Origin of the sequence: Brevundimonas bullata, assembly GCF_003350205.1 — a bacterium.
Taxonomy (GTDB): domain Bacteria; phylum Pseudomonadota; class Alphaproteobacteria; order Caulobacterales; family Caulobacteraceae; genus Brevundimonas; species Brevundimonas bullata.
This window is the reverse complement of record NZ_QLLC01000012.1, coordinates 81670-104784: the sequence shown is the minus strand read 5'-3', so window position 1 is coordinate 104784 and position 23115 is coordinate 81670. Positions and strand designations below refer to the sequence as shown.

The 23115-nt window shown below is 68.9% G+C and carries 25 protein-coding genes; 15 read left to right on the top strand and 10 right to left on the bottom strand.

Annotated features, from left to right (window positions below; translation table 11 throughout):
- Positions 1-65: 65 nt before the first annotated feature.
- Positions 66-956: an ATP-grasp domain-containing protein gene (locus DXK21_RS07890; RefSeq protein ID WP_114817234.1), complete on the bottom strand. Its 891-nt coding sequence runs from the start codon at positions 954-956 to the stop codon at positions 66-68.
- 98 nt (positions 957-1054) lie between these two features.
- On the opposite strand from DXK21_RS07890, the gene DXK21_RS07885 reads away from it, so the two are divergent.
- The 5 genes from DXK21_RS07885 (at position 1055) to DXK21_RS07865 (ending at position 4056) form a co-directional block, all read left to right on the top strand.
- Positions 1055-2080 (top strand): adenosine kinase, encoded by a 1026-nt coding sequence (locus DXK21_RS07885; protein ID WP_114817242.1) that lies wholly within the window; start codon positions 1055-1057, stop codon positions 2078-2080.
- 223 nt (positions 2081-2303) lie between these two features.
- A complete protein-coding gene (locus DXK21_RS07880) occupies positions 2304-3023 on the top strand; it encodes a heme ABC transporter permease (protein WP_114817233.1) in 720 nt (239 codons plus the stop codon).
- An 11-nt stretch (positions 3024-3034) separates the two neighbouring features.
- Complete coding sequence (ccmD, locus tag DXK21_RS07875; protein ID WP_114817232.1) at positions 3035-3187, top strand: heme exporter protein CcmD; 153 nt, start codon at positions 3035-3037, stop codon at positions 3185-3187.
- Positions 3184-3744, top strand: coding sequence for a DsbE family thiol:disulfide interchange protein (locus DXK21_RS07870; protein ID WP_114817231.1), 561 nt, complete (start codon positions 3184-3186; stop codon positions 3742-3744). Before ccmD ends, DXK21_RS07870 begins: the two co-directional genes overlap by 4 nt.
- A gap of 72 nt (positions 3745-3816) precedes the next feature.
- A complete protein-coding gene (locus tag DXK21_RS07865) occupies positions 3817-4056 on the top strand; it encodes a hypothetical protein (protein WP_114817230.1) in 240 nt (79 codons plus the stop codon).
- A 156-nt stretch (positions 4057-4212) separates the two neighbouring features.
- Here the strand turns inward: DXK21_RS07865 and DXK21_RS07860 are convergent, their stop codons facing one another.
- From DXK21_RS07860 to ftsY, 3 genes are all read right to left on the bottom strand, one after another.
- Positions 4213-4860 carry a MarR family winged helix-turn-helix transcriptional regulator gene (locus DXK21_RS07860; protein ID WP_114817229.1) on the bottom strand — a complete coding sequence of 216 codons (648 nt, stop codon included), beginning with the start codon at positions 4858-4860 and terminating at the stop codon, positions 4213-4215.
- Positions 4861-5139: 279 nt separating this feature from the next.
- Positions 5140-5784 (bottom strand): inner membrane-spanning protein YciB, encoded by a 645-nt coding sequence (locus DXK21_RS07855; protein ID WP_114817228.1) that lies wholly within the window; start codon positions 5782-5784, stop codon positions 5140-5142.
- A gap of 5 nt (positions 5785-5789) precedes the next feature.
- Complete coding sequence (gene ftsY, locus DXK21_RS07850) at positions 5790-6725, bottom strand: signal recognition particle-docking protein FtsY (RefSeq protein WP_114817227.1); 936 nt, start codon at positions 6723-6725, stop codon at positions 5790-5792.
- Positions 6726-7031: 306 nt separating this feature from the next.
- On the opposite strand from ftsY, the gene DXK21_RS07845 reads away from it, so the two are divergent.
- The 3 genes from DXK21_RS07845 (at position 7032) to DXK21_RS07835 (ending at position 10107) form a co-directional block, all read left to right on the top strand.
- Positions 7032-9077 carry an NAD(+) synthase gene (locus DXK21_RS07845; protein ID WP_114817226.1) on the top strand — a complete coding sequence of 682 codons (2046 nt, stop codon included), beginning with the start codon at positions 7032-7034 and terminating at the stop codon, positions 9075-9077.
- Positions 9078-9234: 157 nt separating this feature from the next.
- Positions 9235-9819, top strand: coding sequence for a DUF4168 domain-containing protein (locus DXK21_RS07840; protein ID WP_114817225.1), 585 nt, complete (start codon positions 9235-9237; stop codon positions 9817-9819).
- Positions 9820-9882: 63 nt separating this feature from the next.
- The gene (locus DXK21_RS07835) at positions 9883-10107 is read left to right on the top strand and encodes an alkylphosphonate utilization protein (RefSeq protein ID WP_114817224.1); all 225 of its coding nucleotides are present in this window, start codon (positions 9883-9885) and stop codon (positions 10105-10107) included.
- A gap of 196 nt (positions 10108-10303) precedes the next feature.
- Here DXK21_RS07835 and DXK21_RS07830 read toward each other — a convergent pair whose 3' ends face one another.
- The 3 genes from DXK21_RS07830 to DXK21_RS07820 all read right to left on the bottom strand — a co-directional run bounded on the left by DXK21_RS07830 (position 10304) and on the right by DXK21_RS07820 (position 12853).
- Positions 10304-11179 carry an alpha/beta fold hydrolase gene (locus tag DXK21_RS07830; protein WP_114817223.1) on the bottom strand — a complete coding sequence of 292 codons (876 nt, stop codon included), beginning with the start codon at positions 11177-11179 and terminating at the stop codon, positions 10304-10306.
- A 67-nt stretch (positions 11180-11246) separates the two neighbouring features.
- Positions 11247-11753, bottom strand: coding sequence for a D-glycero-alpha-D-manno-heptose-1,7-bisphosphate 7-phosphatase (locus tag DXK21_RS07825; protein ID WP_114817222.1), 507 nt, complete (start codon positions 11751-11753; stop codon positions 11247-11249).
- 8 nt (positions 11754-11761) lie between these two features.
- Entirely contained in the window at positions 11762-12853 is a 1092-nt protein-coding gene (locus tag DXK21_RS07820; protein ID WP_245945142.1) for an AGE family epimerase/isomerase, read from the bottom strand.
- A gap of 215 nt (positions 12854-13068) precedes the next feature.
- Here DXK21_RS07820 and DXK21_RS07815 point away from each other — a divergent pair, with 215 nt between their 5' ends.
- Together DXK21_RS07815 and DXK21_RS07810 are read left to right on the top strand one after the other, a co-directional pair.
- Positions 13069-14229: a DegT/DnrJ/EryC1/StrS family aminotransferase gene (locus tag DXK21_RS07815; RefSeq protein WP_114817220.1), complete on the top strand. Its 1161-nt coding sequence runs from the start codon at positions 13069-13071 to the stop codon at positions 14227-14229.
- Between the two features lie 5 nt (positions 14230-14234).
- Positions 14235-15167, top strand: coding sequence for a Gfo/Idh/MocA family protein (locus DXK21_RS07810; RefSeq protein ID WP_114817219.1), 933 nt, complete (start codon positions 14235-14237; stop codon positions 15165-15167).
- Here the strand turns inward: DXK21_RS07810 and DXK21_RS07805 are convergent.
- The 3 genes from DXK21_RS07805 to DXK21_RS07795 all read right to left on the bottom strand — a co-directional run bounded on the left by DXK21_RS07805 (position 15164) and on the right by DXK21_RS07795 (position 18537).
- Positions 15164-16837, bottom strand: coding sequence for an MHYT domain-containing protein (locus tag DXK21_RS07805; RefSeq protein ID WP_114817218.1), 1674 nt, complete (start codon positions 16835-16837; stop codon positions 15164-15166). The two genes, DXK21_RS07810 and DXK21_RS07805, sit on opposite strands and share 4 nt — an antisense overlap.
- 94 nt (positions 16838-16931) lie before the next feature.
- Positions 16932-17399: a MaoC family dehydratase gene (locus tag DXK21_RS07800; RefSeq protein ID WP_114817217.1), complete on the bottom strand. Its 468-nt coding sequence runs from the start codon at positions 17397-17399 to the stop codon at positions 16932-16934.
- Positions 17400-17562: 163 nt separating this feature from the next.
- Positions 17563-18537, bottom strand: a complete 975-nt coding sequence (locus DXK21_RS07795; RefSeq protein WP_114817216.1) for a threonine ammonia-lyase — start codon at positions 18535-18537, stop codon at positions 17563-17565.
- A 63-nt stretch (positions 18538-18600) separates the two neighbouring features.
- On the opposite strand from DXK21_RS07795, the gene DXK21_RS07790 reads away from it, so the two are divergent.
- The 5 genes from DXK21_RS07790 (at position 18601) to DXK21_RS07770 (ending at position 23040) form a co-directional block, all read left to right on the top strand.
- Positions 18601-18909, top strand: coding sequence for a hypothetical protein (locus DXK21_RS07790; RefSeq protein ID WP_114817215.1), 309 nt, complete (start codon positions 18601-18603; stop codon positions 18907-18909).
- Positions 18906-20411: a glycerol kinase GlpK gene (gene glpK / locus DXK21_RS07785; RefSeq protein ID WP_114817214.1), complete on the top strand. Its 1506-nt coding sequence runs from the start codon at positions 18906-18908 to the stop codon at positions 20409-20411. The genes DXK21_RS07790 and glpK overlap by 4 nt, the downstream gene beginning before the upstream one ends.
- The gene (locus DXK21_RS07780) at positions 20408-21481 is read left to right on the top strand and encodes a phosphotransferase family protein (protein ID WP_114817213.1); all 1074 of its coding nucleotides are present in this window, start codon (positions 20408-20410) and stop codon (positions 21479-21481) included. Before glpK ends, DXK21_RS07780 begins: the two co-directional genes overlap by 4 nt.
- A 268-nt stretch (positions 21482-21749) precedes the next feature.
- A complete protein-coding gene (locus DXK21_RS07775; protein ID WP_114817212.1) occupies positions 21750-22223 on the top strand; it encodes an Rrf2 family transcriptional regulator in 474 nt (157 codons plus the stop codon).
- Between the two features lie 10 nt (positions 22224-22233).
- Positions 22234-23040, top strand: a complete 807-nt coding sequence (locus tag DXK21_RS07770; protein ID WP_114817211.1) for an SDR family NAD(P)-dependent oxidoreductase — start codon at positions 22234-22236, stop codon at positions 23038-23040.
- The last annotated feature ends 75 nt before the right edge of the window (positions 23041-23115 follow it).

Genomic DNA, 23115 nt, shown 5'->3' with positions numbered 1-23115 from the left:
GTAGGGCCTCAGCCTATCACTAGCCCTCCCCCCTCGAGGGGGAGGGCTAGTGATAGGCTGAGGCCCTACAGCCCCAGCCGCTCCGCTACGGCGCGGCCGAAGCGGGGGCCGGCCTCGGGGGCGGCGCTGAGGTAGAAGTCGGGCTCGATGAGTTCGGCCTCCATCAGCAGCCACTGGCCGTCGGCGTCGGGGACCATGTCGATGCGGGCGTAGAGAAGGGGCTCGTCGATGGCGGCGAGCGTCCGTTCGGCCAAGCTCAGCGCGCCTTCGGGGGCCTGATCCAGGCGTCGGTACTGGCCGCCGTACTGGACCTGGATGCGGAACTCGTCGGCGTGGGCCGGGCGCTTGTTGACCACGTGGCTCAGGTCGCCGCCGAAGAAGAGCAGGGAGGTCTCGCCCGCTGTGGCGATGGTCGGCAGGAAGGGCTGGATCATGGCCCCGCCTTCCGGCGCCTCGGTCAGCACCTGTTCCAGCAGGTCGCCGGCAGCGACCTTGAGCGTGCGCCAGGCGCCGCCGGATACGGTCGGCTTGACGATCAGTTGCTCGGCGCCGGTGGCGGCGAAGGCGGCCTCGACCACGGCGGGGCTGGCGTGGTCGGTCCAGATGGTCGGCGGGATGGCCACGCCCTTCTCGGCCAGCTTGGCCAGGTAGCGCTTGTCGGAGTTCCAGCGCAGCACCTCGGCGGGATTGGCCAGGGCTGCGCCCGCCTCGGCCCAGGTCGCGCAGGCCTGAACCCAGAGGTCATGATCGCGGTGGTAGCCCCAGACGATCAGCGGCAGGACCAACGGATAGTCCATCAGGCCATGGGCGTTCTCGACGTGATCGGTCCAGGGCGTCGGCCGGGCCTTGATCCCCGCCGTGGCGAGGGCCCCGCTCAGTCGGTCTAGCACGCCCGGCCATTGCCCGGCGTAGGAGGGGTCGGCGGGGTCGGGGGTCAGGACAGCGACGTCGATCATGGGGGCGGCTCCTCGGAGGCGACCTGCATAGGCTGTTTTCGACGGCGGCGAAAAGCCCGGCGCTGGCGTCGCGACGCTTGTCCCGCTATGGGGCGCGCATGACCCAGAACGCCATCTCTGCCGCCCGCTTCGACGTCTGCGCCGTCGGCAACGCCATCGTCGACGTGCTGAGCCCGTGCGAGCCCGCCTTCCTCGACGCCCAGGGCCTGACGCCCGGCTCGATGCAGCTGGTGGACGAAGCCCAGAGCGCGGCTCTCTATGACGCCATGGCGGCGGGGGTCGAGGCCTCGGGCGGGTCGGCCGGCAACACCGTGGCGGGCGTCGGCTCGTTCGGCGGTCGCGCGGCCTATATCGGCAAGGTGGCCAAGGACACCCTGGGCGAGGTCTTCAGCCACGACATCCGCGCCGCCGGCGTCCACTTCGACACTCCGGTTCTGGAAGACGGCGCAGGGCAGGGCTTCGGCACCGGCCGTTGCCTGATCAACGTCACGCCCGACGCCCAGCGCACCATGTGCACCTTCCTGGGCGCCGCCAACCAGCTGACGGTTGCTGACATCGACGCCGAGCTGATCGGCGCCAGCGAGATCGTCTATCTGGAAGGCTATCTGTTCGATCCGGCCCCGGCCCGCGCCGCCTTCGAGGCCGCCGCCGCCGCCGCCCATGCGGCGGGCCGCAAGGTCGCCATCACCCTGTCGGACAGCTTTGTCGTCCACCGCTGGCGCGCCGAGCTGCTGGCCTTCATCGAGGCCTCGGCCGACATCGTCCTGGCCAATGAATCCGAACTGCACGCCCTGTTCGAGACCGAGGACTTTGATACCGCCGCCGCCCACCTGGGCCGCATCGTCGAGGTCGCCGCCGTGACGCGCGGCGCCGCCGGTTCGGTGCTGTTCCGTGGCGACGAGCGGGTCGAGATCGCCGCCGTCCCGGTGGACAAGGTGGTCGACACCACGGGGGCGGGCGACCAGTACGCCGCCGGGGTCCTGCTGGGTTTGGCGCGCGGCCTTTCGCTGGCCGAGGCCGGGGCCCTGGGTTCGCTGGCCGCCTCCGAAGTCATCGCTCACTGGGGACCGCGTCCGATGGTCAAGCTGGAGGCCCTGGCCGCCGAGCACGGGCTGACGCTGTAGGTCGCAGATTTTGGCCGTCATTCTCGGCCCTGTGCCGAGAATCCAGAAACACGACGCCTGTTGTTTGGCTCACGGGGCGGGCCGCTTGCCACGCTGGAGTCTCTGGATCCCCGGGACAAGCCCGGGGATGACGGAGGGTGGGTGGTTTCGCGCTCCGCTGTTTTGCTGAACGCGATATCCGGAGCGCTTGCCGTTCCCCGTCGCGCCGCGTAATCGGCGGACCATGTTCGGCCTCGCCAATCCCGACCGCTTCATGCGCTTCACCCGCCCGCTCACCCCGGTGCTGTGGGGGCTGGCGGTCGTCTTGCTGGCCGTGGGGACCTGGCTCAGCTTCACCGCGCCCGCTGATTATCAGCAGGGCGACACGGTGCGGATCATGTTCATTCATGTGCCCGCCGCGACGCTCGGGCTGGGCGCCTATGCCGCCCTGGGCGTTTCCAGCTTCTTCGCTCTCGTCTTTCGTCACCCTCTGGCCGACGCCGCCGCCCGCGCCGCCGCTCTGCCGGGCGCGGTGCTGACGGGTCTGGCCCTGATCACCGGGGCGCTGTGGGGCCAGCCCATGTGGGGGACCTGGTGGGTGTGGGACGCGCGGCTGACCAGCGTGCTGGTGCTGTTCCTGTTTTACCTCGGCTACATGGCCCTGCGCGCCTCGATCGACGACGAGGCCAAGGCTGGCCGCGCCGCCGCGGTGCTGGGCCTGGTCGGCTTGATCAACCTGCCCATCGTCAAGTTTTCGGTCGACTGGTGGAACACCTTGCATCAGCCGGCGTCCTTGCTGCGCGCGGGCGGGACCAGTCTGGACCCGGCCTATCTGGCGCCCCTGCTGACCATGATGGCGGCCTACGGCCTGCTGTTCGGCGCCGTCTGGCTGACGTCGATCCGCACCGAGGTGCGGCGTCGCCGCGTCCTGTCCTTACGCGCTCGCGCCGCGCAAGAAGCCTGAAGGAACCGCCGATGCTGGATCTCGACATGAGCCCCTACGGCGTCTTCGTCTGGTCGTCCTGGGCGATCAGCGCAGTCGCGCTCACCGCGATCTCGCTGCGCGCCCTGGTCGCCGCCCGGCGCTGGAAACGCGAACTGACCCGCCTGGAAGAGGCCCGCAAATGAACCGCTGGTTCGCCCTGATCCCCATCGTCGCCCTGCTGGCCGTGGGCGTCTTCCTGATGGTCCAGTTGAACACCCTGTCCGGCGCGCCGGGTCAGGGGCGGTCCTACAAGCCCGACGCCCTGGTGGGGCAGCCGATCCCCCTGACGGTCCTTCCCATCCTGCAAGGCGATGTCGAGACCGATCAGCGCCTGGACCTGAAGACGGCGGGGGTCGGCAAGCCGATGATCGTCAACCTGTTCGCCAGCTGGTGCGCGCCGTGCCGGCTGGAGCACCCGCAGCTGCTGAAACTCAAGGCGCAAGGGATCAATGTCGTCGGCGTGGCCTACAAGGACGACCCCATTGCGACCCGCGCCTTCCTCGACGAACTGGGCGACCCCTACGCCCTGGTCCTGGTGGACCGCGAGGGGCGGGCGGGGCTGGATCTGGGCGTCTCGGGCGTGCCGGAGAGCTTTGCCGTCGACGCCTACGGGACCATCGTCGCCAAGTCGTCGGGGCCGGTGCTGACCGACGCCGACTTGCAGAAGCTGGTCGATGCGCTGAAGGCCCCGGTCCGCTAACGCCGCTTCCGTGCGAAACACGGTGAATCGCGCATTAACCATATCTAGACCGTTTGCGCGGATCGTCGGCCCATGTCCGCGATTCCTTCAGACCGCCCGGCCTTTCCGCCTCCCGCAGGCGGCGCGGCCCATGCGCTGAGAACCTCCCAGTCCGCCTTCTTCCGCGCGGCCATGGGGGTGAGCGCGCCGACGCCCGCCGCGGCTCCGGTCGAGACCCGGGCGGACACGCCGGTGCGATCAGTTCAGACGCAGGAAGCGCCTTCGGCTACGCGCTATCAGCGGCCGGGTTCGCTGCTGGATATCCGGGTCTGACCCCATAACAACCGTCACCTTCGGGCTTGTCCCGAGGGCCTATGGCGGCCTCACAAACTGCGCGGAATCGCTCGGGTCGCGCCTTTCGTCTGCAAGGGACGCGAGGCGTTTGCCGAACGATGGGCCCTCGGGATAAGCCCGAGGGTGACGAGGGGGTTAGGCCTTCGCCACGTCTTTCAGCGGAATGATCACCGCTTCGACGGCGCCCGTTTCGGCGACGACTTCAACGGCCTTCTTCTTCTTTTTCGGCCGGGCGCCGTCCAGGGCCTTTTTCGCGGCCTTCTCGGCCTTTCGGGCCTCCTTGGCGGCCTTCTTGGCGATCCTGGCCTCGGCGCGGGCCTGTTCGGGGGCGGCGTCGGCGGCGTCGGTCAGGCTGGTCAGCAGGTCGAGGAAGCCCTCGCGCCGGGCCTTGGGCAGCAGGGCCAGGATGCGCTTGTCGGCGGCGACGACGCGCGGGCGGGCGGCCTCCAGCGCGGCCTGACCGGCCTCGGACAGGCGCACGGCCTTGGCGCGGGCGTCCAGGGCCGAGCGTTCGCGCTCCAGCAGCCCCTTGGCGGTCATGCGGGCGACCAGATCGGCCAGGGTGGAGCGGTCGATGCCGGTGGCCTTGACCAGATCGGTCTGGGTCAGGCCCGAGCGCGCCGAGACCGCCTCCAGCACGGCGAACTGGCGCTGGGTCAGGCCGTCAGGACCGGCCTCCTCGGCGTAGATGTCGAGCGCCAGCTGCAACACCCGGTGCATCAGGTGGCTGGGCGAATCCGCCAGCCCGCCCTTGATCTTCGCCTGCTTGCCTGACTTGACCATCGTCTTGGTTCCCCGTTCCGACCGCGTGGAGCAACCGGACATGGCGCGACAGCTAACAGCCGCGCTTTACGCTTTGACGACGAAAACCCTGACGTTTTGAAGACATTTTGTCTGGGGGCCTACCGCCCTCACGGGCTACTTGAGGCCCCGAGCTATCGTCATCCCGGAAACGGCGTAGCCGTTATCCGGGACCGCAAAGTAACGCCGTCTCTTGCTCTGGGTTGCGTCTGTAGCGGTCCCGGCTCGGCGCCCTTGCGGCCTTGGCCGGGATGACGGGGCTTAAAGCCCCGTGTCGGGCGAGATGGGGCCGGGCTCTTCGTTCTTGATCATGTTCTTCATGATCAGCGGCACCTGGCACAGACCGAAGATGGAGGCGGCGATCCACAGGACGCCGCGGAAGCCGGTCCAGACGCCGTTGGGGTCGGGGGTTCCGAGGTTCAGCGCCGACCAGATAGCGGTGACGGCCTCGGGGCTGCGGAAGACCTCGTTGGCGATGGCGACGCAGAGGAAATAAATCCCGTAGCGGAAGGTCAGCTTGCGCCAGGCGGCGTCCGTCACCTGGATGGCCGAGCCGAGCAGAGCCTTGAACGGCGACTTGTTCAGCGGGATGGACCCCAGCAGGACGACCGCCAGCAGCCCGTTCTGCACCGTCAGCTTCAGCTTCACGAACAGGTCGTCGTCGGTCAGGATGGTCAGGGCGCCGAAGACCAGGGCGAAGCCGCCGGTGATCAGGGGCATGGGGGCCAGGCGGCGCTCCAGCACGAAGCCGACGACCAGGGCGATCATCGAGGCGATCACCAGGACCCAGGTGGCCTTGATCATGTCGCGGGTGATGAAATAGGCGGCCATGAAGGCGATCAGGGCGCCGAAATCGACGGCCTGACGAATCCACTGCGGACGTTTGGTTTCGACGGCTTCACTCATACGCTTCAGTCCTCAAGCCCGACCAGTGATCGGGAAAACGCGCGCGCGTCGAAGGGTTGCAGGTCGTCGACGCCTTCGCCGACGCCGATCAGCTTGATCGGGGCGTCCGAGGCCTGGGCCACGGGGACCAGGACCCCGCCGCGCGCCGTGCCGTCCAGCTTGGTCATGACCACGCCCGAGACATAGGCCGTGCGGCCGAAGACCTTTTCCTGCTCCAGGGCGTTGCGGCCCACGGTGGCGTCCAGCACCAGCAGGGTCTCGTGCGGAGCGTCGGCGTCGACCTTTTTCAGCACACGGACGATCTTCAGCAGCTCGTCCATCAGGGCGGACTTGTTCTGCAGCCGCCCGGCGGTGTCGATCAGGACCACGTCATAGCCCTCGGCCTTGGCCTTGGCATAGGCGTCAAAGGCCAGGCCGGCGGCGTCGGCGCCGTCGCGACGGCTCTCGAAATCAGCCCCCGCGCGTTCGGCCCAGACCTTCAGCTGTTCGCGGGCGGCGGCGCGGAAGGTGTCGCCCGCGACGATCATCACCTTGGCGCCCTTGGCCGTCAGGTCCGAGGCGATCTTGCCCAGGGTCGTGGTCTTGCCCGAGCCGTTCACGCCGACGAACAGGACGACATAGGGCTTGGGTCCGCTGAGGGGATCAAAGGTCGCCTGACGCGGCAGCAGCTCGGCGGCCACGGCCTCGGCCAGGGCCTCCTTGATCTCGCGCTCGTCCGACGTCTTGCCGAAGCGCAGCTCGCGGAAGCGTTCGACGATGCGGGCCGAGGCGGCGGGGCCCAGGTCGCTCTCGATCAGGTGCTCTTCCAGGCGCTCCAGCGCCTCTTCGGACAGAGGCTCCTTCACGAAGGTCGAGACGACCTGTTCGGTCATCTGTTTGGAGGAGCGGGACAGACCCGCGCTCAGTCGCTGGAACCAGCCTTTTTTGGGCGTATCGCTCATGGCCTGAGCCTTAGCCGACGCCGGTTCGCAGGTCACTACAAACCGCGAAAGGCTTTGGCCCGGCGGCGCGACCCTATATGGAGAGGAAGACTAGGGCTGAGGGGCGGTCCGCCGGTTTCCAGCCCCCGTCATTCTCGGGCTTGTCCCGAGAATCTATAAACGCCGTGCTTGGGGGTTCGGGCTCGACGCCAGGATCAGCCAACGTCGAGTCTATGGATCCTCGGCACGAGGCCGAGGATGACGGGGATGAGAGATCGGCAGGGGCTTGAAGCCTCGATCGGCGCAGCCGACAGGAACGGAAACTAGATGGCGAAGTCCGATACGCACCCCTTCCACGCCCCGCGCGCCCATGGCTTCGTGCGTGTGGCCGCCGCGACCCCGGTGGTCCATGTCGCCGATCCGGCCGCCAACGCCGAGGAGCACGCGAGGCTGATCCGTCAGGCGGGCGAGGCGGGGGTGGACTTGCTGGTCTTCCCTGAGCTTTCGCTCAGCGCCTACGCCATCGACGACCTGCTGATGCAGGCGGCCCTGCTGGAGGAGGTCGAGCGCCGCATCGCCGAACTGGCCGAGGTGGCGGACGAGGCGGGTGTGATCGCCGTGATCGGCGCGCCGATCCGCAACGGCGACGCCCTGTTCAACTGCGCCGTGGTGCTGGGCGGCGGCGAGGTGCTGGGCGTCGTGCCCAAGACCTATCTGCCCAACTACCGCGAATACTACGAGAAGCGCTGGTTCGCGCCCGCCGCCAGTCGGTCAGAGGACGCGGTCGTCCTGAACGGCGAGAGCGTCGATTTCGCGCCGGGTCTGATCTTCGAGGCCACCAACCGGCCGGGCTTCGTCTTCGCGGTCGAGATCTGCGAAGACTTCTGGGCGCCGCAGCCGCCGTCGACGCGGGCGGCGCTAGCGGGCGCGCGGATTCTCTGCAACCTGTCGGCCTCCAACATCGTCATCGGCAAGGCGGACGAACGGGCCTTGCTCTGCGCCAGCCAGTCGAGCCGCACCCTGTCGGCCTATGTCTTCGCCGCCTCGGGCTGGGGCGAGAGCACGACGGACCTGGCCTGGGACGGCCAGGCGACCATCCACGAACTGGGCGCGCGGTTGGCCGAGGGCGAGCGTTTCGCGCTGGAAAGCCATCTGACCATCGCCGACGTGGACGTGGATCGCATCGGTCTGGACCGTCTGCGCAACGGCACCTTCGCCGACTGCGCCCGGCTGGAGGGCGAAGCCGCGACCGTGGTTCCATTTGAGGCGGGGGAGGGGCCGAACGACGCCCTGATCCGTCCGCTGGACCGTTTCCCCTTCGTGCCGGACGATCCGGCCCGTCTGGATCAGGACTGCTTCGAGGCCTTCAACATCCAGGTCCAGGGCCTGATGCGGCGGATGACCGCGACGGGGTCCAAGACCCTGGTGATCGGCGTCTCGGGCGGGCTGGATTCGACCCAGGCCCTGCTGGTGGCCTGTCGCGCCTTCGACCGGTTGAAGCTGCCGCGCACGGGGATTCTGGCCTTTACGATGCCGGGCTTCGCCACGTCGGAGGGGACCAAGTCCAACGCCTGGGCCTTGATGCAGGCCCTGGGCGTCACGGGCGCCGAGATCGACATTCGTCCCGCCGCCGAACAGATGCTGAAGGACATCGGCCATGCCTTCGCCGACGGCCAGCCGGTTCACGACATCACCTTCGAGAACGTTCAGGCGGGGCTGCGCACCGACTATCTGTTCCGCCTGGCCAATCAGAACCACGGCTTCGTCCTGGGCACCGGCGACCTGTCGGAACTAGCCTTGGGCTGGTGCACCTATGGCGTCGGCGACCACATGAGCCACTACAACGTCAACGGCGGGGTGGCGAAGACCCTGATCCAGCACCTGATCCGCTGGGTGGCCGAGGGAGAACTGATCGGGGCCGAGGCCGCGCCCATCCTGCACGCCATCCTGGCCACCGAGATTTCGCCCGAACTGGTGCCGGCGGGCGCGGGCGGGGCGATCCAGTCGACGCAGAGCATCGTCGGACCCTATGCCCTGAACGATTTTTTCCTGTTCTACATCAGCCGGTTCGGGCTGAAGCCGTCCAAGGTCGCCTTCCTCGCCCATCAGGCCTGGGGCGACGCGACGACGAGCGCCTGGCCCGCCGGTCTGCCCGAGGCGGAGCGGGTCGCCTATGACCTGGCGACCATCAAGGCCTGGCTGCGCAAGTTCCTGATCCGCTTCTTCCAGACCAGCCAGTTCAAGCGCTCGGCCCTGCCCAATGGGCCCAAGGTGGTGACGGGCGGCTCCCTGTCGCCGCGCGGCGACTGGCGGGCCCCGTCGGACAGCAGCGCGCGGGTCTGGCTGGACGAGTTGGACGCCAACGTTCCGTAAAATGGCCCGCGCGGGGTTTACGCCGCTTTGACGCATGGGTTAGCGTTTGGGCCTCCCCGCCCCCTTGTGAGACTTCTCCATCCCGGTCGTGCGGGAGAGCCCGGCCTAGTCCGGGTCAGTCGTGGGCTGAGCGTTCGGGATCGAAGAAGGACAAGCCATGCGTCTTTTGACCGCCGCCGCCCTCTCCGCATTCCTGATCACCGCTGCGCCCGCGCTGGCGCAAGAGGCCGAGGCCTCGGCCGCCGCTGCGACCGCCGCAGCCCCCACCGACGCTGAACTGGCCCAGTTCGCCGCCGCCATGACCAAGGTTAAGGCCGTCTCCGCCGCCGTTCAGAACGGCGCTCCCACGGCCGAACAGCAGGCCGAGATGGCCGGCGCGGTGCAGAATTCCGGCCTGACGGTCGAACGCTTCAACGCCATTTCGGCGGCGGTGGCGGGGGATCGGGTGCTTCAGGCCCGCGCCGCCGTGGCCGGCGCTGCGCCGTCGGCGCCGGGCTCGATCGGCGCGGGCGTGACCGACGCCGAGGCGGCGCAGTTCGCCACCGCCATGGCCGAGATCTCGGGCGTCGCCCGCGCCCTCAACGGCGCCCAGCCGAACGCCGAGCAGCAGGCCCAGATGGCCGCCGCCATCACCAAGGTCGGCCTGGAGATCGAACGCTTCAACGCCATTTCGGCGGCCTCGGCCCAGGACGAGCACCTTCAGGCGCGCATCGCCCTTGCCCAGGCCCGCCAGGCCGAATAGGCCAGAGGGAACCGGGGTCGTCGTGCAAGCGGCGACCCCTCTTTTCCATCTGCAGGACCGACCATGACCGACGACGTGACCAAGGACTCCAACGGCAACATCCTGGCCGACGGCGACAGCGTGACCCTGATCAAGGACCTGAAGGTCAAGGGCTCGGGCGGGGTGACGCTGAAGCGCGGGACGATGGTCAAGAACATCCGCCTGACCGGCGACACCGACGAGATCGAAGCCAATGTCGACAAGGTGCGCGGGCTGGTTCTGCGGACGGAGTTTGTGAAGAAGGCGTAGTTCTGGGGCTTCGACCTCAGTCGTCATCCTCGGGCTTGACCCGAGGATCGGGCGATCCGCCCGCGCGACGAAGGAATCAGTTCAGCGCGCCGCTACACTCGATCCTCGGGTCAAGCCCGAGGATGACGGCGAGGGTGGATCGAACGCCTGGGTTCCGGGTTCGGCTGCGCCGCCCCGGAATGACTGAGGGGTGGTGTCAGCCAACCCCCGCCAGAAACTCGAAGATGGCCGCGCGGGCCTCGGCTTCATCCAGCATGGGGGCGTGGCCGACGGCTGGGACCTCGGCGTAGGCCATGGCGGGCGCGGCCTTTCGCATCCTGGCGACGATGGCGGGGCTGAGCAGGTCCGAGGTCGCGCCGCGCAGCAGCAGGGTCGGCTTCTTGCGCGCCAGGGCGCGGAAATAGGGCCAGAGGTTGGGGATCAGGGCCTTGGCCCCCGCCGCCTTGATCGGCGCCGAGATGTCGGGGTCATAGTCCAGCACCGGCGCGCCCTCGGTCCCCTCGCGGAAGGTGCGTCGGGCGAAGGCAGCCCAGTCGGCGTCGGTGTAGTGGGGCAGGGCCGTCTCGTTGATGCGCTTGGCATAGGCGGCGGCGTCGGCCCAGGTCTCGATGACGACCGGCTGGCCCGTATAGGCGGCGATGCGGGCCAGGCCCTCGGGCGCCAGCTCCGGCCCCACGTCGTTGAGGATGGCGGCGGCGATGGCCTTGGGCTTGATCGCGGTCAGGGCCATGGTGATCAGCCCGCCCATGGAGGTGCCGAGGAAGACGGCCTTCTCGATCCCTAGCTGTTCCATCAGGGCGACCACGTCGCGCGCATAGACGTCGGGCGTATAGGTCATGGGGTCGGGCGCGCGGTCGGACTGGCCGCGCCCGCGCACGTCCACGGCCAGGATGCGGCGGCCGCTCTGTGCGATCAGGGCGGCGATGACCTCGAAGTCGGCGCTGTTGCGGGTCAGGCCGTGGATGGCGATGACCGGAAGACGGGCCGGGCCGTCGGCGGGGGCGTAGTCGCGGGCGAACAGGCTCAGGCCGTCCGGCGAGGTCCAGCGGCGTTCGGCGTAGGCGGCGGTCATCAGGCGTTTCTCTTGCTTGCGCGTCCAGCGTCGCCAGCAGCCTAATTCACCGGATGCGGAATTGCGATCAGGATGACAGGGCGGCGGCGACCAGGTGGTCCAGATTTCCGCCCTCGAAGCGATAGCCGACGACGCCCGCGCGCCGGGCCGCCTCCATGTCCGAGGCCTGGTCGCCGATCATCAGCGAGCGGGCCGGGTCGAGATCGTGCTCGGCGACGGCTTTGAGCAACATGCCCGGATTGGGCTTGCGGTCCGGGTGGTCGGGGTGGCGATAGCGGTCGTCCACGGCCTCGGCGTGGAAGGGGCAGGCATAGACGGCGTCTATGCGGGCGCCGGCCTCGGCCAGGCGCTGGACCAGCAGGGCGTTGAAGCCGTGCATGGTCTCTTCGCTGAACATCCCGCGCGCCACGCCCGACTGGTTGGTGACGATGACCGTGACATAGCCGGCCGCGTTCAGCTGCTTCACCGCCTCGGCGGCGCCGGGGATCAGCACCAGCTGGTCGGGGCGATGCGGAAAGCCGCAGTCGACGATCAGGACGCCGTCGCGGTCGAGGAAGGCGCCAGGACGCTTCATGGGGCGGCTCATGCGGGTTCCGTCAGCAGGGCCGAGAAGGCGGTCATCAGGTGATAGAGGCTGGAGGCGGGCACGTCGGCGTCCTGGGGCGCGCCGGCGGCGTCGAAACTGTCGACCCACAGGCCGGGCGTGGCGGTGGCCAGATGGGTCTCGAACAGGCGCTGGATCAGATGGTCCGCCCTGGCGTGTTCGCCGCGCGTCTTCAGGGTGCGCAGAAGCTCGGTCTGGGCCCACAGGCGGACGCCGCCGTCGCGGACCTGTCCGATCCGGCTGATCTCGCGCACGGCCAGGCCGTCGGGGCGGAGGCCGCAGGTCAGGGCGCTGGTGTAGAGAGCGCGGGCGGCGGAACTGAGGTCCGGCAGGCCCAGACGCGCCGCCTCGCCCAGAAGCCAGACCCATTCCATATGGTGGCCCGGCTCGATGCACTGGCCCTCCGAGCCGGGACGCACGGTCCAGTCGCGATCATAGAACTCGCCCAGCATCAGATGTTCGCGGTCGAAGAAGCATCGGTCGAACAGGTCCAGCACGCGGCGCGCCGCCGCCTCGAAGGCCGGATCGGGGGCGATCGCCTGCCAGGCCAGCAGGGCCTCCAGCATGTGCATGTGCGGGTTCTGGCGGCGCGGCAGGACGGGGGGCAGGGCCTCCTGCCAGCCGCCGTGGACGGGGTCGGCCATCCGGGCTTCGATGGCGGCGAGGGTGGCCAGGGCCAGGGGCCGGGCGCGCTCGTCTTTCAGCACGCGATGGGCGGCGGCGAGGGCGAACAGGACGAAGGCCAGATCATAGAGGTCGGGCGTGGCGTCGAGCACGGCGCCCGCGTCGTCGACGCTGCGGACCCATAGGCCGTCGTCACGGCGATAGTCGCGGATCAGGACGTCGAGCGCGCGGCGAGCGACGGCCTCGCCTTCCCCCCACCCGAGCGAGACGGCTTCGGCGAAGACATAGACCTGACGCGCCTGCACCCGCGTGCGGCGCGGGCGGCCGGTGATCGGGCGGCCGTCGAAGTCCAGCTTCTCGAAGAAGCGGCCCTCGGCGTCGATCCCGGCGTCCGCCCACAGCGGTAGGGCCTGGCGGAACAGCCAGTCGCGGACCCGATCTTGCATCGTTGGAAGCGTCATCTTCCAGTGGGCTTAGGCAGGGTCGCGGGCTTTGCCAAGCATGGCTTTCGTTGCAACCGGCAACGCGAAGTGACCCTCGCGGGTTTGTCGAGAGGCCCTGGGCTTTGGTAGGAGGCGCTCAAGATAGTTGATCCGCCTTCGCGTCCGTGCGCCGAACCGAGTTCCGCCTGCGCGGCCCCCACCGAGAGAGCGACCCCCTCATGACCATTCCCTTCATCGACCTTCAGGCCCAGCGCCTTCGCCTCGGCGGCAAGATCGAGGCCGCCGTTCAGGAGGCCGTCGTCGGCGGCGCCTGGGTCATGGGCCCGCAGGTGCGCCAGTTCGAGGCCGACCTGGCCGCCTTTGGTCAGGCCAAGCACGCCCTGGGCTGCGCCAACGGCACCGACGCCCTGGCCCTGCCGCTGATGGCCTGGGGCGTGGGACGCGGCGACGCGGTCTTCGTGCCCAGCTTCACCTTCGCGGCGACCGCCGAGGTCGTGCCCTGGTTCGACGCCGAGCCGGTCTTCATCGACGTGGACGCGACGACCTACAACATGGACCCGGGCCATCTGGAGGCCGCCATCGAGGCGACGCTGAAGGAAGGCCGCCTGACGCCGCGCGTGGTCATCGCCGTCGACCTGTTCGGCCAGCCCGCCGACTATCCGGCGATCAAGGCCATCTGCGACAAGCACGGCCTGAAGCTGATCTCGGATTCGGCGCAAGGGTTTGGCTGCACCATCGACGGCGAGCACCCGCTGAAGTGGGCCGACATCACCACCACCAGCTTCTTCCCGGCCAAGCCCCTGGGCTGCTACGGCGACGGCGGGGCGGTGCTGACCAATGACGACGACCTGGCCCAGCTGATCGATTCCATTCGCGTCCACGGCAAGGCTGTGGCGCGGGATCTGGCGGGCAAGACCTTCGACCACGACCCCAAATACCTGAACATGCGGATCGGCCTGAACAGCCGTCTGGACACCATCCAGGCCGCCGTCCTGATCGAGAAGTTGAAGGTCTTCGGTCAGGAGATCGAGTGGCGCAATCGCATCGCCGCTCGCTACAACGAGGCCTTGCGCCCCCACGTCGCCGCCGTGCCGGACGTGCCGACGGGCAATGTCTCGAACTGGGCGCAATACACCATCGAGCACGAGGACCGCGACGGTCTGGCCGCGCACCTGAAGGAACAGGGCGTGCCGACCGCCGTCTATTACCCGATCCCGCTGCACCTTCAGCCGGCCTATGAGATGTATCCGCGCGGACCCCAGGGCCTGCCGGTGACTGAGCGCCTGATGCAGCGCGTCATCAGCCTGCCGATGCACTCGGATCTGGACGAGGCGACGCAGGACCGCATCATCGCCGCCGTCGCCAGCTTCAAGGCCTGATCCCCATGACCCAGCAGACCTCCCTCAAGATCGGCGTCGCCGGCGCCGGCGTCATGGGCCGCAACCATGCCCGCGTCCTGTCCGAACTGCGCGACGTCGAGCTGACGACCATCTTCGATCCCGACGCCGTGACCGCCGAGGGCGTGGCTGAGGCTTATGGCGCGACCGCCGTCACCACGGCGCAGGCTTTTGTCGCCGCCGGCCTCGACGCCGCCGTCATCGCCACGCCGAACCGTTTCCACGCCGAGTTGGGCGTGGCCCTGCTGAACGCGGGCGTCCATGTCCTGGTCGAGAAGCCCATCGCCGCCACGACCGCCGACGCCCAGGCCATGATCGATGCGGCCAAGGCCAACAACCGCGTGCTGATGGTCGGCCATGTCGAGCGCTTCAACCCGGCGGTGGACACGGTCAAGCGCGCCATCGACGGCGACGAGATCATCTCCATCCAGATCACCCGCGTCGGCCCCTTCCCGCCGCGCATGGGCGAGGTGGGCGTGGTCATCGACCTGGCGGTGCACGACATCGACATCATCCGCCACCTGACGGGGTCCGAAGTGGTGGAGGTCCAGTCGCTGCTGGGCCACGCCCATGCGTCCCGCGAAGACTCGGCCCTGTTGCAGTTCCGCATGGCCAATGACGTGATCGCCCACATCACCACCAACTGGGTCACGCCCTACAAGACCCGCACCCTGCAAGTCGCCACCAAGAACCGCTTCATCGTCGCCGACCTGATCACCCGCCAGGTGACGGAGTATTTCGGCCAGCAGCCGGACGGCTCCTATTTGACGCGGATGCTCAACTCCTGGCCGGCGGAACCGCTGAAGAAGGAGCACGAGGCCTTCGTCCACGCCATTCGCACCGGCGAGACGGCGGCGGTCTCGGGCGAAGACGGCCTGCGCAATCTTGAAGTGGCCCTGCGCTGCCTGGGCGAACACTAGGTCTTGGGCGCCGCGCCCGGCTGAAACTTCAGGCGGCAATGCAGGCCGTCCTGGGCATAGTCGATCGTCGCCGTGCCCCTCAGCGTGCCGCGCACGCTGGTGTCGATCAGGCGTGAACCGAAGCCGGACTGGGTGGGCGCCGTGACGGCCGGGCCGCCGCTTTCGACCCAGTCGAGAACGATCAGGCCGTCGTCGTCGACCTCGCCCCAGGTCACGTCCACCCGCCCGCCCGCAGCGTCCGGGTTGCTCAGCGCGCCGTACTTGGCGGCGTTGGTGACCAGTTCATGCAGGATCAGGCCCATGGACAGGGCCTGTTCGGACTCCAGGGTCACGTTGGGACCCTGCATCCGCAGCTGATCCTCGGCATAGGGACGGAACTCCTGCAGCACCAGATCGCGCAGGCGGGCGCGCTCCCAGCCGTTGGCGGTCAGCAGGTTGTGGGTGTCGGACAGGGCGATCAGCCGCGCCTGGAACAGGCGCATGAAGTCCTCGACGCTGGTCGCGCGGCGGGCCGTCAGGGCGGCGATGGACTGGATCGTGGCCAGGGTGTTCTTCACCCGGTGGTTCAGCTCATTGATCAGCAGGCGCTGGCGATGCTCGCTGGTGGCCAGGGCGGCGAAGGCCTGATGCCGGTCGGTGACGTCGGTGATCACCCCCGCCAGCTTGACCGGCTTGCCTGACCGCGAACGGATCAACCGGCCGCGCACCTGAAGCCAGCGGCCGCTGTCGCGGATCTGATACTCGGCGGCGTAGTCGCCGTCCCCCCTCAGGGCGCGTTCCAGGGTTTCCGTTCGCCGGAGCATGTCCTCGGGTTTCAGCTTTTTGGCGAGATCGCGCGCGCCGAAGGGCTCGCCCCGGTCCAGGCCGAGGTATTTGCGCGCCCGACCGGACAGCCAGAGGTCCTGCCCCGGAAGGGCCAGCTCCCAGTAGCCGACCCCTCCCGCGTCGATGATGGCGATCAGCTTGTCGCGCTGATTCACCATGGCGACCGCCAGGGCCAGAAACAGGATGAGGACGGTCACGCCGGCGACCGCCACGGCCAGCATCAGGGGCGGGGCGCCGCGCGGGTCCAGTGTGGCGGCGGCCTGTGCCGGGGTCACGGTCAGGGCCGCCATGGCCACATGATGCATGCCCGCCACGGCCAGACCCAGGACCAGGGCCGCCGTCAACCGCCACAGCGGCGAGCGGTCCTGGTTGACCGCGAACAGGGCGGCGGTGGAGGCGAACAGGGCGATGACGGCGGACAGGACGACCAGAGCGGGCGCATAGGACAGGGTCGCCGAGGTCCTCAGCGCCGCCATGCCGACATAGTGCATGGCGCAGATGCCAGCCCCCATGACCAGGCCTGCCAGGATCATGCGGCGGCGGTCTGCACGGCCAGCGGCGATCAGGAAGGCGAGGCTGGACCCGACCGTCGCCAGCACGAAGGAGGCGACGGTCAGCGGCAGATCATAGCGAACCGGCGCGCCGGGATCGAAACCCAGCATGGCGATGAAGTGCATCGACCAGACGCCGCCGCCCATGGCCGTCGCCGCCGTGGCCAGCCAGGCCAGCCGCGCGCCGCCCTGATGAGACCGCACCTGCTGAAACAGGTCCAGCGCCGTCCAGGCCGCGAACACCGCCACCAGAAAGGACAGGCCGTCGAAGACGGAAACGGCGTGTAGGTGCACTGTCCAGCCTCCCTCGATCCGACCGTGCGCGGCGCTTTATGGTTACTGGAGCGCCGTTATCCCGTTCTTGTCCAGCACCGGAAACGGGTGAGGCTCAGGGCTTCACCATCTGCATGGTCAGCCATTCGGCGATCAGGGCGGGCTTGTCGGCGCCGTCGATCTCGACGGTCAGTTCGTGCTTGAGCAGCCAGCGGGTCACGCCGTCGTCGGCGCCCTTGGCCTCGGCGGACAGCAGTTTGAAGCGACCGCGCACTTTCGATCCGGCGGGGACCGGGGCCAGGAAGCGCAGCTTGTCGAAGCCGTAGTTGACCCCCATGACCACGCCGTCCAGCGGGGCGAGGGCGTCATAGCTCATGGCCGAGGCCAGGCTGAGGGTCAGGAAGCCGTGGGCGATGGTCCCGCCAAAGGGCGTGGTCCTGGCCCGTTCGGGATCGACGTGGATGAACTGCTCGTCCTCGGTGGTGCGGGCGAAGGCGTCGATGCGCGCCTGGTCCACCGTGATCCAGCGGCTGACGCCGACCTCTTGGCCGATCAGGGATGGCAGATCGCTCGGTTTCGTCATCGGGGCCCCTCCGTTTTGTGCAGCCTTGCCTGCGTCGCGGGCGGGCGCAAGGGGAGCATCCTGCGTCATCCCGGACATCGCGTGAGCGATGATCCGGGACCGCCGGAAGCGCGGTGTCTTGGGCGGTCCCGGATCGCCCTGCGGGCGTCCGGGATGACGGCCGCTAGGCGGGGAAGCGGCCCTCGATGATGGCGCTGAACAGGCCCGGATCGACGTTGCCGCCGGATAGGACGATCCCGGTGGTCAGGCCCTTGCCAGCGACCTTTCCTGACAGCAGGGCCGCCAGCGACACGGCGCCGCCCGGTTCGATGACCAGCTTCAGCCAGCGGAAGGCGAAGCGCATGGCCTCGGCCGCCTCGGCGTCGGTGACGGTCGCGGCGCCCGCCAGACGCCGGTTGATCGGCCAGGTCAGTTCGCCGGGCAGGGGCGCCATCAGGGCGTCGCAGATGGACGGGGCGCCTTGCGGATGCGCGGTCCGTTTGCCCGCCTCCAGCGAGCGGCGGGTGTCGTCGAAGGCCTCGGGCTCGACGACGATGACGCGGGTCTCGGGGCTCTGTTCGGCCATGACCAGGTTGATCCCGGCGATCAGGCCGCCGCCCGAGGCGCCGCACAGCAGCTGGTTCATTTCGATGCCCGCCTGTTCCAGCATCTCCAGCCCGACCGTGCCCTGGCCCTCGATGATGAAGGGATCATCGAAGGGCGGGACGAGAATGGCGCCGCGCTCCGCCGCGATCTCGGCGCCGATGGCCTCGCGGCTCTCGCTCCAGCGGTCGTACAGGCGCACCTCGCCGCCGAAGGCGCGCACGCCCTCGACCTTCACCGCCGGGCTGTCCGACGGCATGACGATCAGGGCGCGGGTCCCGACCGCCAGGGCCGCCGCCGCGACGCCCTGGGCGTGGTTGCCCGAGGAATAGGCCACGACGCCGCGCGCCTTTTCGGCGTCGCTCAGGCGGCTGATGCGGTTATAGGCGCCGCGAAACTTGAAGGCCCCCGCCACCTGCAAGGTCTCGGCCTTCATCAGGACGCGTCCGCCGACGGCCTCGTTCAGGGCCGGATGCTCGATCAGCGGCGTGCGCACGGCGGCGGGGGCGATCTGGCGGGCGGCGTCGAGTACGCCGGAGAAGGAGGGCGTGTGCATAGGATGCCAATACGCCCATCAGCTCGCTTGTCGAGAAGGCCTACACCCCCCAGGATCGGCGGCATGGACCCCTATTCGATCATAGACGCGCAACTGGACCGTCGAGCCGCCGAGAACGGCTGGGCGGTGGTCAGGGAATGGGCCGAGGCGCCGGCCAGATTTTTCTATATTGGCGGGCGCGCGCCCTTTGACTGTTTTCAGATTTCGGTTGAACCGCCCGCCGACGACGCTGTTGTCGTTACCGCCCGTTCGGTGGACACCAATGACGACCAGGAATTTGAGCAGACTTGGCGTGGAGAGGTTGCCGAGTTTGACAGCTTCCTGACCTCAGCGGTCGCCTTGGTCGAAACCTGGAAGAGCCGGGCGTCATGACCCGTCTTATCCTCGCCATCGACCAGGGCACGACCTCGACGCGGGCCATCGCCTTCGAGGTGTCGCCGTCCGGTTCGTTCTCCGCCGTCGCCGTCAGCCAGATCGAGCTGGTGCAACACTTCCCGCGCTCGGGCTGGGTCGAGCATGATGCGGCCGAGATCTGGCGCGCGACCTTGCAGACCTGTCGCGAGGTGGTGCGCAAGGCGGGCGGGGTGGATCGCTTCGCCGCCGTGGGCATCACCAACCAGCGCGAGACCTCGGTCCTGTGGGATGCGGCGACCGGCGAGCCCTTGCACCGGGCCATCGTCTGGCAGGACCGGCGCACGTCGGACGTGACCACGCGGCTGGCGGCGGAAGGACATGAGGCCATGGTGCAGGGCGCGACCGGCCTGATCCTCGACCCCTATTTCTCGGCCTCGAAATACGCCTGGCTGCTGGACGCCGTGCCGGGGGCGCGGGAGCGGGCGGCCCGGGGCGAGGTCAAGCTGGGCACCATCGACGCCTGGCTGATCTGGAAGCTGACGGGCGGGAAAAGCCACGTCACCGACGCCACCAACGCCAGCCGCACCAGCCTGATGGACCTGTCGACGCTGCAATGGCGCGAGGACCTGTGCGACCTGTTCAAGGTGCCGATGGCGGCCCTGCCCGAGATTCGCGGATGCGCCGATCATCTGGGCGACTGCGACGCCAGCCTGTTAGGCCGAGCCCTGCCCATTCACGGGTCGGCGGGAGACCAGCAGGCGGCCCTGGTGGGGCATGGGGCGCTGGCGGCGGGCGACGCCAAGATCACCTATGGGACGGGAGCCTTTCTGGTGGCCAACGTCGGAGAGGCGCCGGTGGCCTCGACCTCCCGACTGCTGGGGACCCTGGGCTACGCCGCTGATGGTCAGGTCGCCTATGCGCTGGAGGGGTCGATCTTCTCGGCGGGATCGGCGATCCAGTGGCTGCGCGACGGGCTGAAGGTGATCTCGGACTCGCGTCAGTCCGAGGCCGTGGCCCAGACGCTGAAAGACAATGGCGGGGTCTATCTGGTCCCCGGCTTCACCGGCCTGGGTGCGCCCTGGTGGAAGCCCGAGGCGCGGGGCACGGTCATCGGCCTGACCCGCGACAGCGGCCCTGCCCACTTCGTCCGCGCGGCGCTGGAGAGCCTGGCCTATCAGACCCGCGACCTGCTGGACGCCTTGAAGAAGGATGGCGCGCCGCCGCTGACGCGGCTGAAGGTCGACGGCGGGGTCACGGCCAACGCCTTCGCCATGCAGTTCATCGCCGACATCTGCGAGGTCGAGGTCGAACGCCCCGCCTTTCAGGAGATGACGGCCATGGGGGCGGCGCGGCTGGCGGCCTTCGGCGTCGGCCTGACGGGTGAGCTGTGGACCGCCCCGCTTGAGGCGCCCGCCGTCTGGCGCCCGCGCATGGACGAGGCCGAGCGGGCGCGGCTGCTGAAGGGCTGGCGCGGGGCGGTGAAGGCCGCCATCATCGCCGCTGGGGGAGACGAGACATGACCGACACTCTGGACGCGCAGTCCGCTTTCTCCGGCACGCGCGAGGTGGACGAACGCTATCGGCTGGACGAGGGGGCGCTGGACGCCTGGCTGACGGCCCATGTCGCGGGTTACGCCGGGCCGCTGACCATCCGCCAGTTCAAGGGCGGTCAGTCCAACCCCACCTATGAGCTGACCACGCCGGGCCGGACCTATGTGCTGCGCCGCAAACCGCCGGGCGTCCTGCTGGCCAGCGCCCACGCCGTGGACCGCGAATTCACCGTCATCTCGGCCCTCTATGCGCAAGGGTTTCCGGTGGCGCGGCCCTATGCTCTGTGTACGGACGAAGGCATCATCGGCTCGATCTTCTATGTCATGGACAAGGTCGAGGGGCGGGTCTTCTGGGACCTGAAGCTGCCGAGGATGTCGCCCGCCGAGCGCCGCGCCATCTATGAGGCCCAGACCGATACCCTGGCGGCGCTGCACGCCTTTGATCCCGCCGCCATCGGCCTGTCGGACTACGGCAAGCCGGGCAACTACTTCGCGCGGCAGGTCGGGCGTTGGACCAAGCAGTATCGGGCCTCGGAGATCGCGCCGATCCCGGCCATGGACCGGCTGATCGCCTTCCTGCCCGACAGCCTGCCGCCGGAGGGGCCGACGCGGATCGTCCACGGCGACTTCCGCCTCGACAACATGATCCTTGATCCGGTCGAGGCGCGGGTGCGGGCGGTGCTGGACTGGGAGCTGTCGACCCTGGGCGATCCAATGGCCGACTTCTCCTATCTGCTGATCGCCTGGGTCATTCCGGCGTCGTTGCGCAACGGACTGGCGGGGGCGGACCTGAAAGAACTGGGCATTCCCTCGGTCGAGGAGACGGTCGAACGCTACGCCGCAAAGACGGGCACGGCGCCGCCGCAGAACCTCGACTGGCTGTTCGCCTACAACCTGTTCCGGCTGGCGGCCATCTGTCAGGGAATCGCCGGTCGGGTGCGCGACGGCACCGCCGCCAGCGCCCACGCCCGGACCATGGCGGCCCAGGTCGGACCCCTGTCGGACGCGGCCTGGAGCTTCGCCCGGAAGGCCGGGGCGTGAAGCGGTCAAGATTAAGTCGGGTCGTCATTCTCGGGCCTGTCCCGAGAATCCAGAAACACGACGCTTGATGTTGCGAGAAATAGGGGGCTGACGCGGTGTTTCTGGATCCCCGGCACAAGACCGGGGATGACGTTTGGAGGGGGAGGGCGGAGACCTCCACTCGAACCTCGAAGGTCCGCACCGCGTAAAAAGAAACAGTTTTTGTTGCGGATGGATTTGGAAAACCGCGCCGGAAGCCCTACCTTCCGGTCTGGAGTACGAAACCGAGATGTCTGACAGCCAAAGATTCCCCGTCGCCGCCCATGCCCTGGCCTATCTGGCCCACAAGGGCGCCTATTCGGCTGCGGATGCGGCGCCCAGCGCCGTGCTGGCCGCCTCGGTGCCGACCAATCCGGTGGTGATCCGCCGGGTGACGGCCCTGCTGGCCAAGGCGGGGCTGATCGCCACGCGACCCGGCGCCTCGGGCGGGTCCTGGCTGCTGCGTCGCCCGGAAGACATCTGCATGGCCGAGGTGCTGAAGGCCGTAAACGGCTGTGCCCATCTGGGCTCGCCGCCCGCCGGGGCCAAGGGCTGTCCGGTGGGGGAGCATATCCCGCGTCAGGTGGCCAAGGCCCTGACCGCCGCCGATCAGGCCGCGGGCGCGGCCCTGTCGAAGATCACCATCGCCGACCTGCTGGAAGCGGACCCTGAATCGCTGCGCGAATTCGCGCCGCATTCGGCCTGCCCCGTCGCCGCCGCCTGACGCGCCTCGCTTGGGGGAGTTGCGCCGCACCATCCTGATCACGGGGGCCAGCGCCGGCATCGGCGCGGCCCTGGCGCGCGAGTGCGCGGGGCGGGGGTATGACCTGATCCTCACGGCGCGCCGCGAAGCGCCCTTGAAGGCTCTGGCCGAAGAGCTGACGGCGCAGCATGGCGTGGTCGCCAGCGTCATCGCCGCCGATCTGGCCGAACCGGGGGCGCCTGCGCGTCTGGTCGAGGCCGTCGCTTCGCGGGGTCTCAAGGTCGATGGTCTGATCAACAACGCCGGGTTCAGCCGCACCACGGGCTTTCTGTCCACCGACCCCGCCGACCATGCCGCCATGATCCGCGTCATGCTGACCGCGCCGGTCGAGCTGTCGCGTCTGTTGCTGCCCGGCATGACGGCGCGCAACTGGGGCCGGGTGCTGAACGTGGCCTCGCTGGCGGGGCAGATGCCCGCGACCGGCGGCGACACCCTGTACGGACCGATCAAGAGCTTCCTGATCAAGGCCTCGCAGGGGCTGTGGCTGGAGACGCAGGGGACGGGGGTGCACGTTACGGCGCTCTGCCCCGGTTACACCTATACCGAGTTCCACGACGTCAACGGCTCGCGCGAGCAGGTGTCGAGCGCCTATCCGAAGTGGATGTGGATGGAGGCCGACCGCGTGGCCCGCATCGGCTGGGACGCGGTCGAGGCCAATCGCCCGCGCGTCACGCCGGGCGTCGCCAACAATGTGCTGGCGGCCCTGGGGGGGCTGCTGCCCGACGCCCTGGCGCTAAGGATGGTCGGCGGCCACGCCAAACGGCTGGATCGACTTTAGCAAAGACGCTCCATCCTCCCGGAAGCGGCGAAGCCGCTATCCGGGACCGCTCAAGGCTCAGCGGCTAGTGTTTGT

Excerpts from the sequence above, each read along its gene's own strand:
- DXK21_RS07890 (WP_114817234.1), bottom strand. The coding sequence starts at position 956 with ATGATCGACGTCGCTGTCCTGACCCCCGACCCCGCCGACCCCTCCTAC.
- DXK21_RS07885 (WP_114817242.1), top strand. The coding sequence starts at position 1,055 with ATGACCCAGAACGCCATCTCTGCCGCCCGCTTCGACGTCTGCGCCGTC.
- DXK21_RS07880 (WP_114817233.1), top strand. The coding sequence starts at position 2,304 with ATGTTCGGCCTCGCCAATCCCGACCGCTTCATGCGCTTCACCCGCCCG.
- ccmD (WP_114817232.1), top strand. The coding sequence starts at position 3,035 with ATGCTGGATCTCGACATGAGCCCCTACGGCGTCTTCGTCTGGTCGTCC.
- DXK21_RS07870 (WP_114817231.1), top strand. The coding sequence starts at position 3,184 with ATGAACCGCTGGTTCGCCCTGATCCCCATCGTCGCCCTGCTGGCCGTG.
- DXK21_RS07865 (WP_114817230.1), top strand. The coding sequence starts at position 3,817 with ATGTCCGCGATTCCTTCAGACCGCCCGGCCTTTCCGCCTCCCGCAGGC.
- DXK21_RS07860 (WP_114817229.1), bottom strand. The coding sequence starts at position 4,860 with ATGGTCAAGTCAGGCAAGCAGGCGAAGATCAAGGGCGGGCTGGCGGAT.
- DXK21_RS07855 (WP_114817228.1), bottom strand. The coding sequence starts at position 5,784 with ATGAGTGAAGCCGTCGAAACCAAACGTCCGCAGTGGATTCGTCAGGCC.
- ftsY (WP_114817227.1), bottom strand. The coding sequence starts at position 6,725 with ATGAGCGATACGCCCAAAAAAGGCTGGTTCCAGCGACTGAGCGCGGGT.
- DXK21_RS07845 (WP_114817226.1), top strand. The coding sequence starts at position 7,032 with ATGGCGAAGTCCGATACGCACCCCTTCCACGCCCCGCGCGCCCATGGC.
- DXK21_RS07840 (WP_114817225.1), top strand. The coding sequence starts at position 9,235 with ATGCGTCTTTTGACCGCCGCCGCCCTCTCCGCATTCCTGATCACCGCT.
- DXK21_RS07835 (WP_114817224.1), top strand. The coding sequence starts at position 9,883 with ATGACCGACGACGTGACCAAGGACTCCAACGGCAACATCCTGGCCGAC.
- DXK21_RS07830 (WP_114817223.1), bottom strand. The coding sequence starts at position 11,179 with ATGACCGCCGCCTACGCCGAACGCCGCTGGACCTCGCCGGACGGCCTG.
- DXK21_RS07825 (WP_114817222.1), bottom strand. The coding sequence starts at position 11,753 with ATGAAGCGTCCTGGCGCCTTCCTCGACCGCGACGGCGTCCTGATCGTC.
- DXK21_RS07820 (WP_245945142.1), bottom strand. The coding sequence starts at position 12,853 with ATGCAAGATCGGGTCCGCGACTGGCTGTTCCGCCAGGCCCTACCGCTG.
- DXK21_RS07815 (WP_114817220.1), top strand. The coding sequence starts at position 13,069 with ATGACCATTCCCTTCATCGACCTTCAGGCCCAGCGCCTTCGCCTCGGC.
- DXK21_RS07810 (WP_114817219.1), top strand. The coding sequence starts at position 14,235 with ATGACCCAGCAGACCTCCCTCAAGATCGGCGTCGCCGGCGCCGGCGTC.
- DXK21_RS07800 (WP_114817217.1), bottom strand. The coding sequence starts at position 17,399 with ATGACGAAACCGAGCGATCTGCCATCCCTGATCGGCCAAGAGGTCGGC.
- DXK21_RS07795 (WP_114817216.1), bottom strand. The coding sequence starts at position 18,537 with ATGCACACGCCCTCCTTCTCCGGCGTACTCGACGCCGCCCGCCAGATC.
- DXK21_RS07790 (WP_114817215.1), top strand. The coding sequence starts at position 18,601 with ATGGACCCCTATTCGATCATAGACGCGCAACTGGACCGTCGAGCCGCC.
- glpK (WP_114817214.1), top strand. The coding sequence starts at position 18,906 with ATGACCCGTCTTATCCTCGCCATCGACCAGGGCACGACCTCGACGCGG.
- DXK21_RS07780 (WP_114817213.1), top strand. The coding sequence starts at position 20,408 with ATGACCGACACTCTGGACGCGCAGTCCGCTTTCTCCGGCACGCGCGAG.
- DXK21_RS07775 (WP_114817212.1), top strand. The coding sequence starts at position 21,750 with ATGTCTGACAGCCAAAGATTCCCCGTCGCCGCCCATGCCCTGGCCTAT.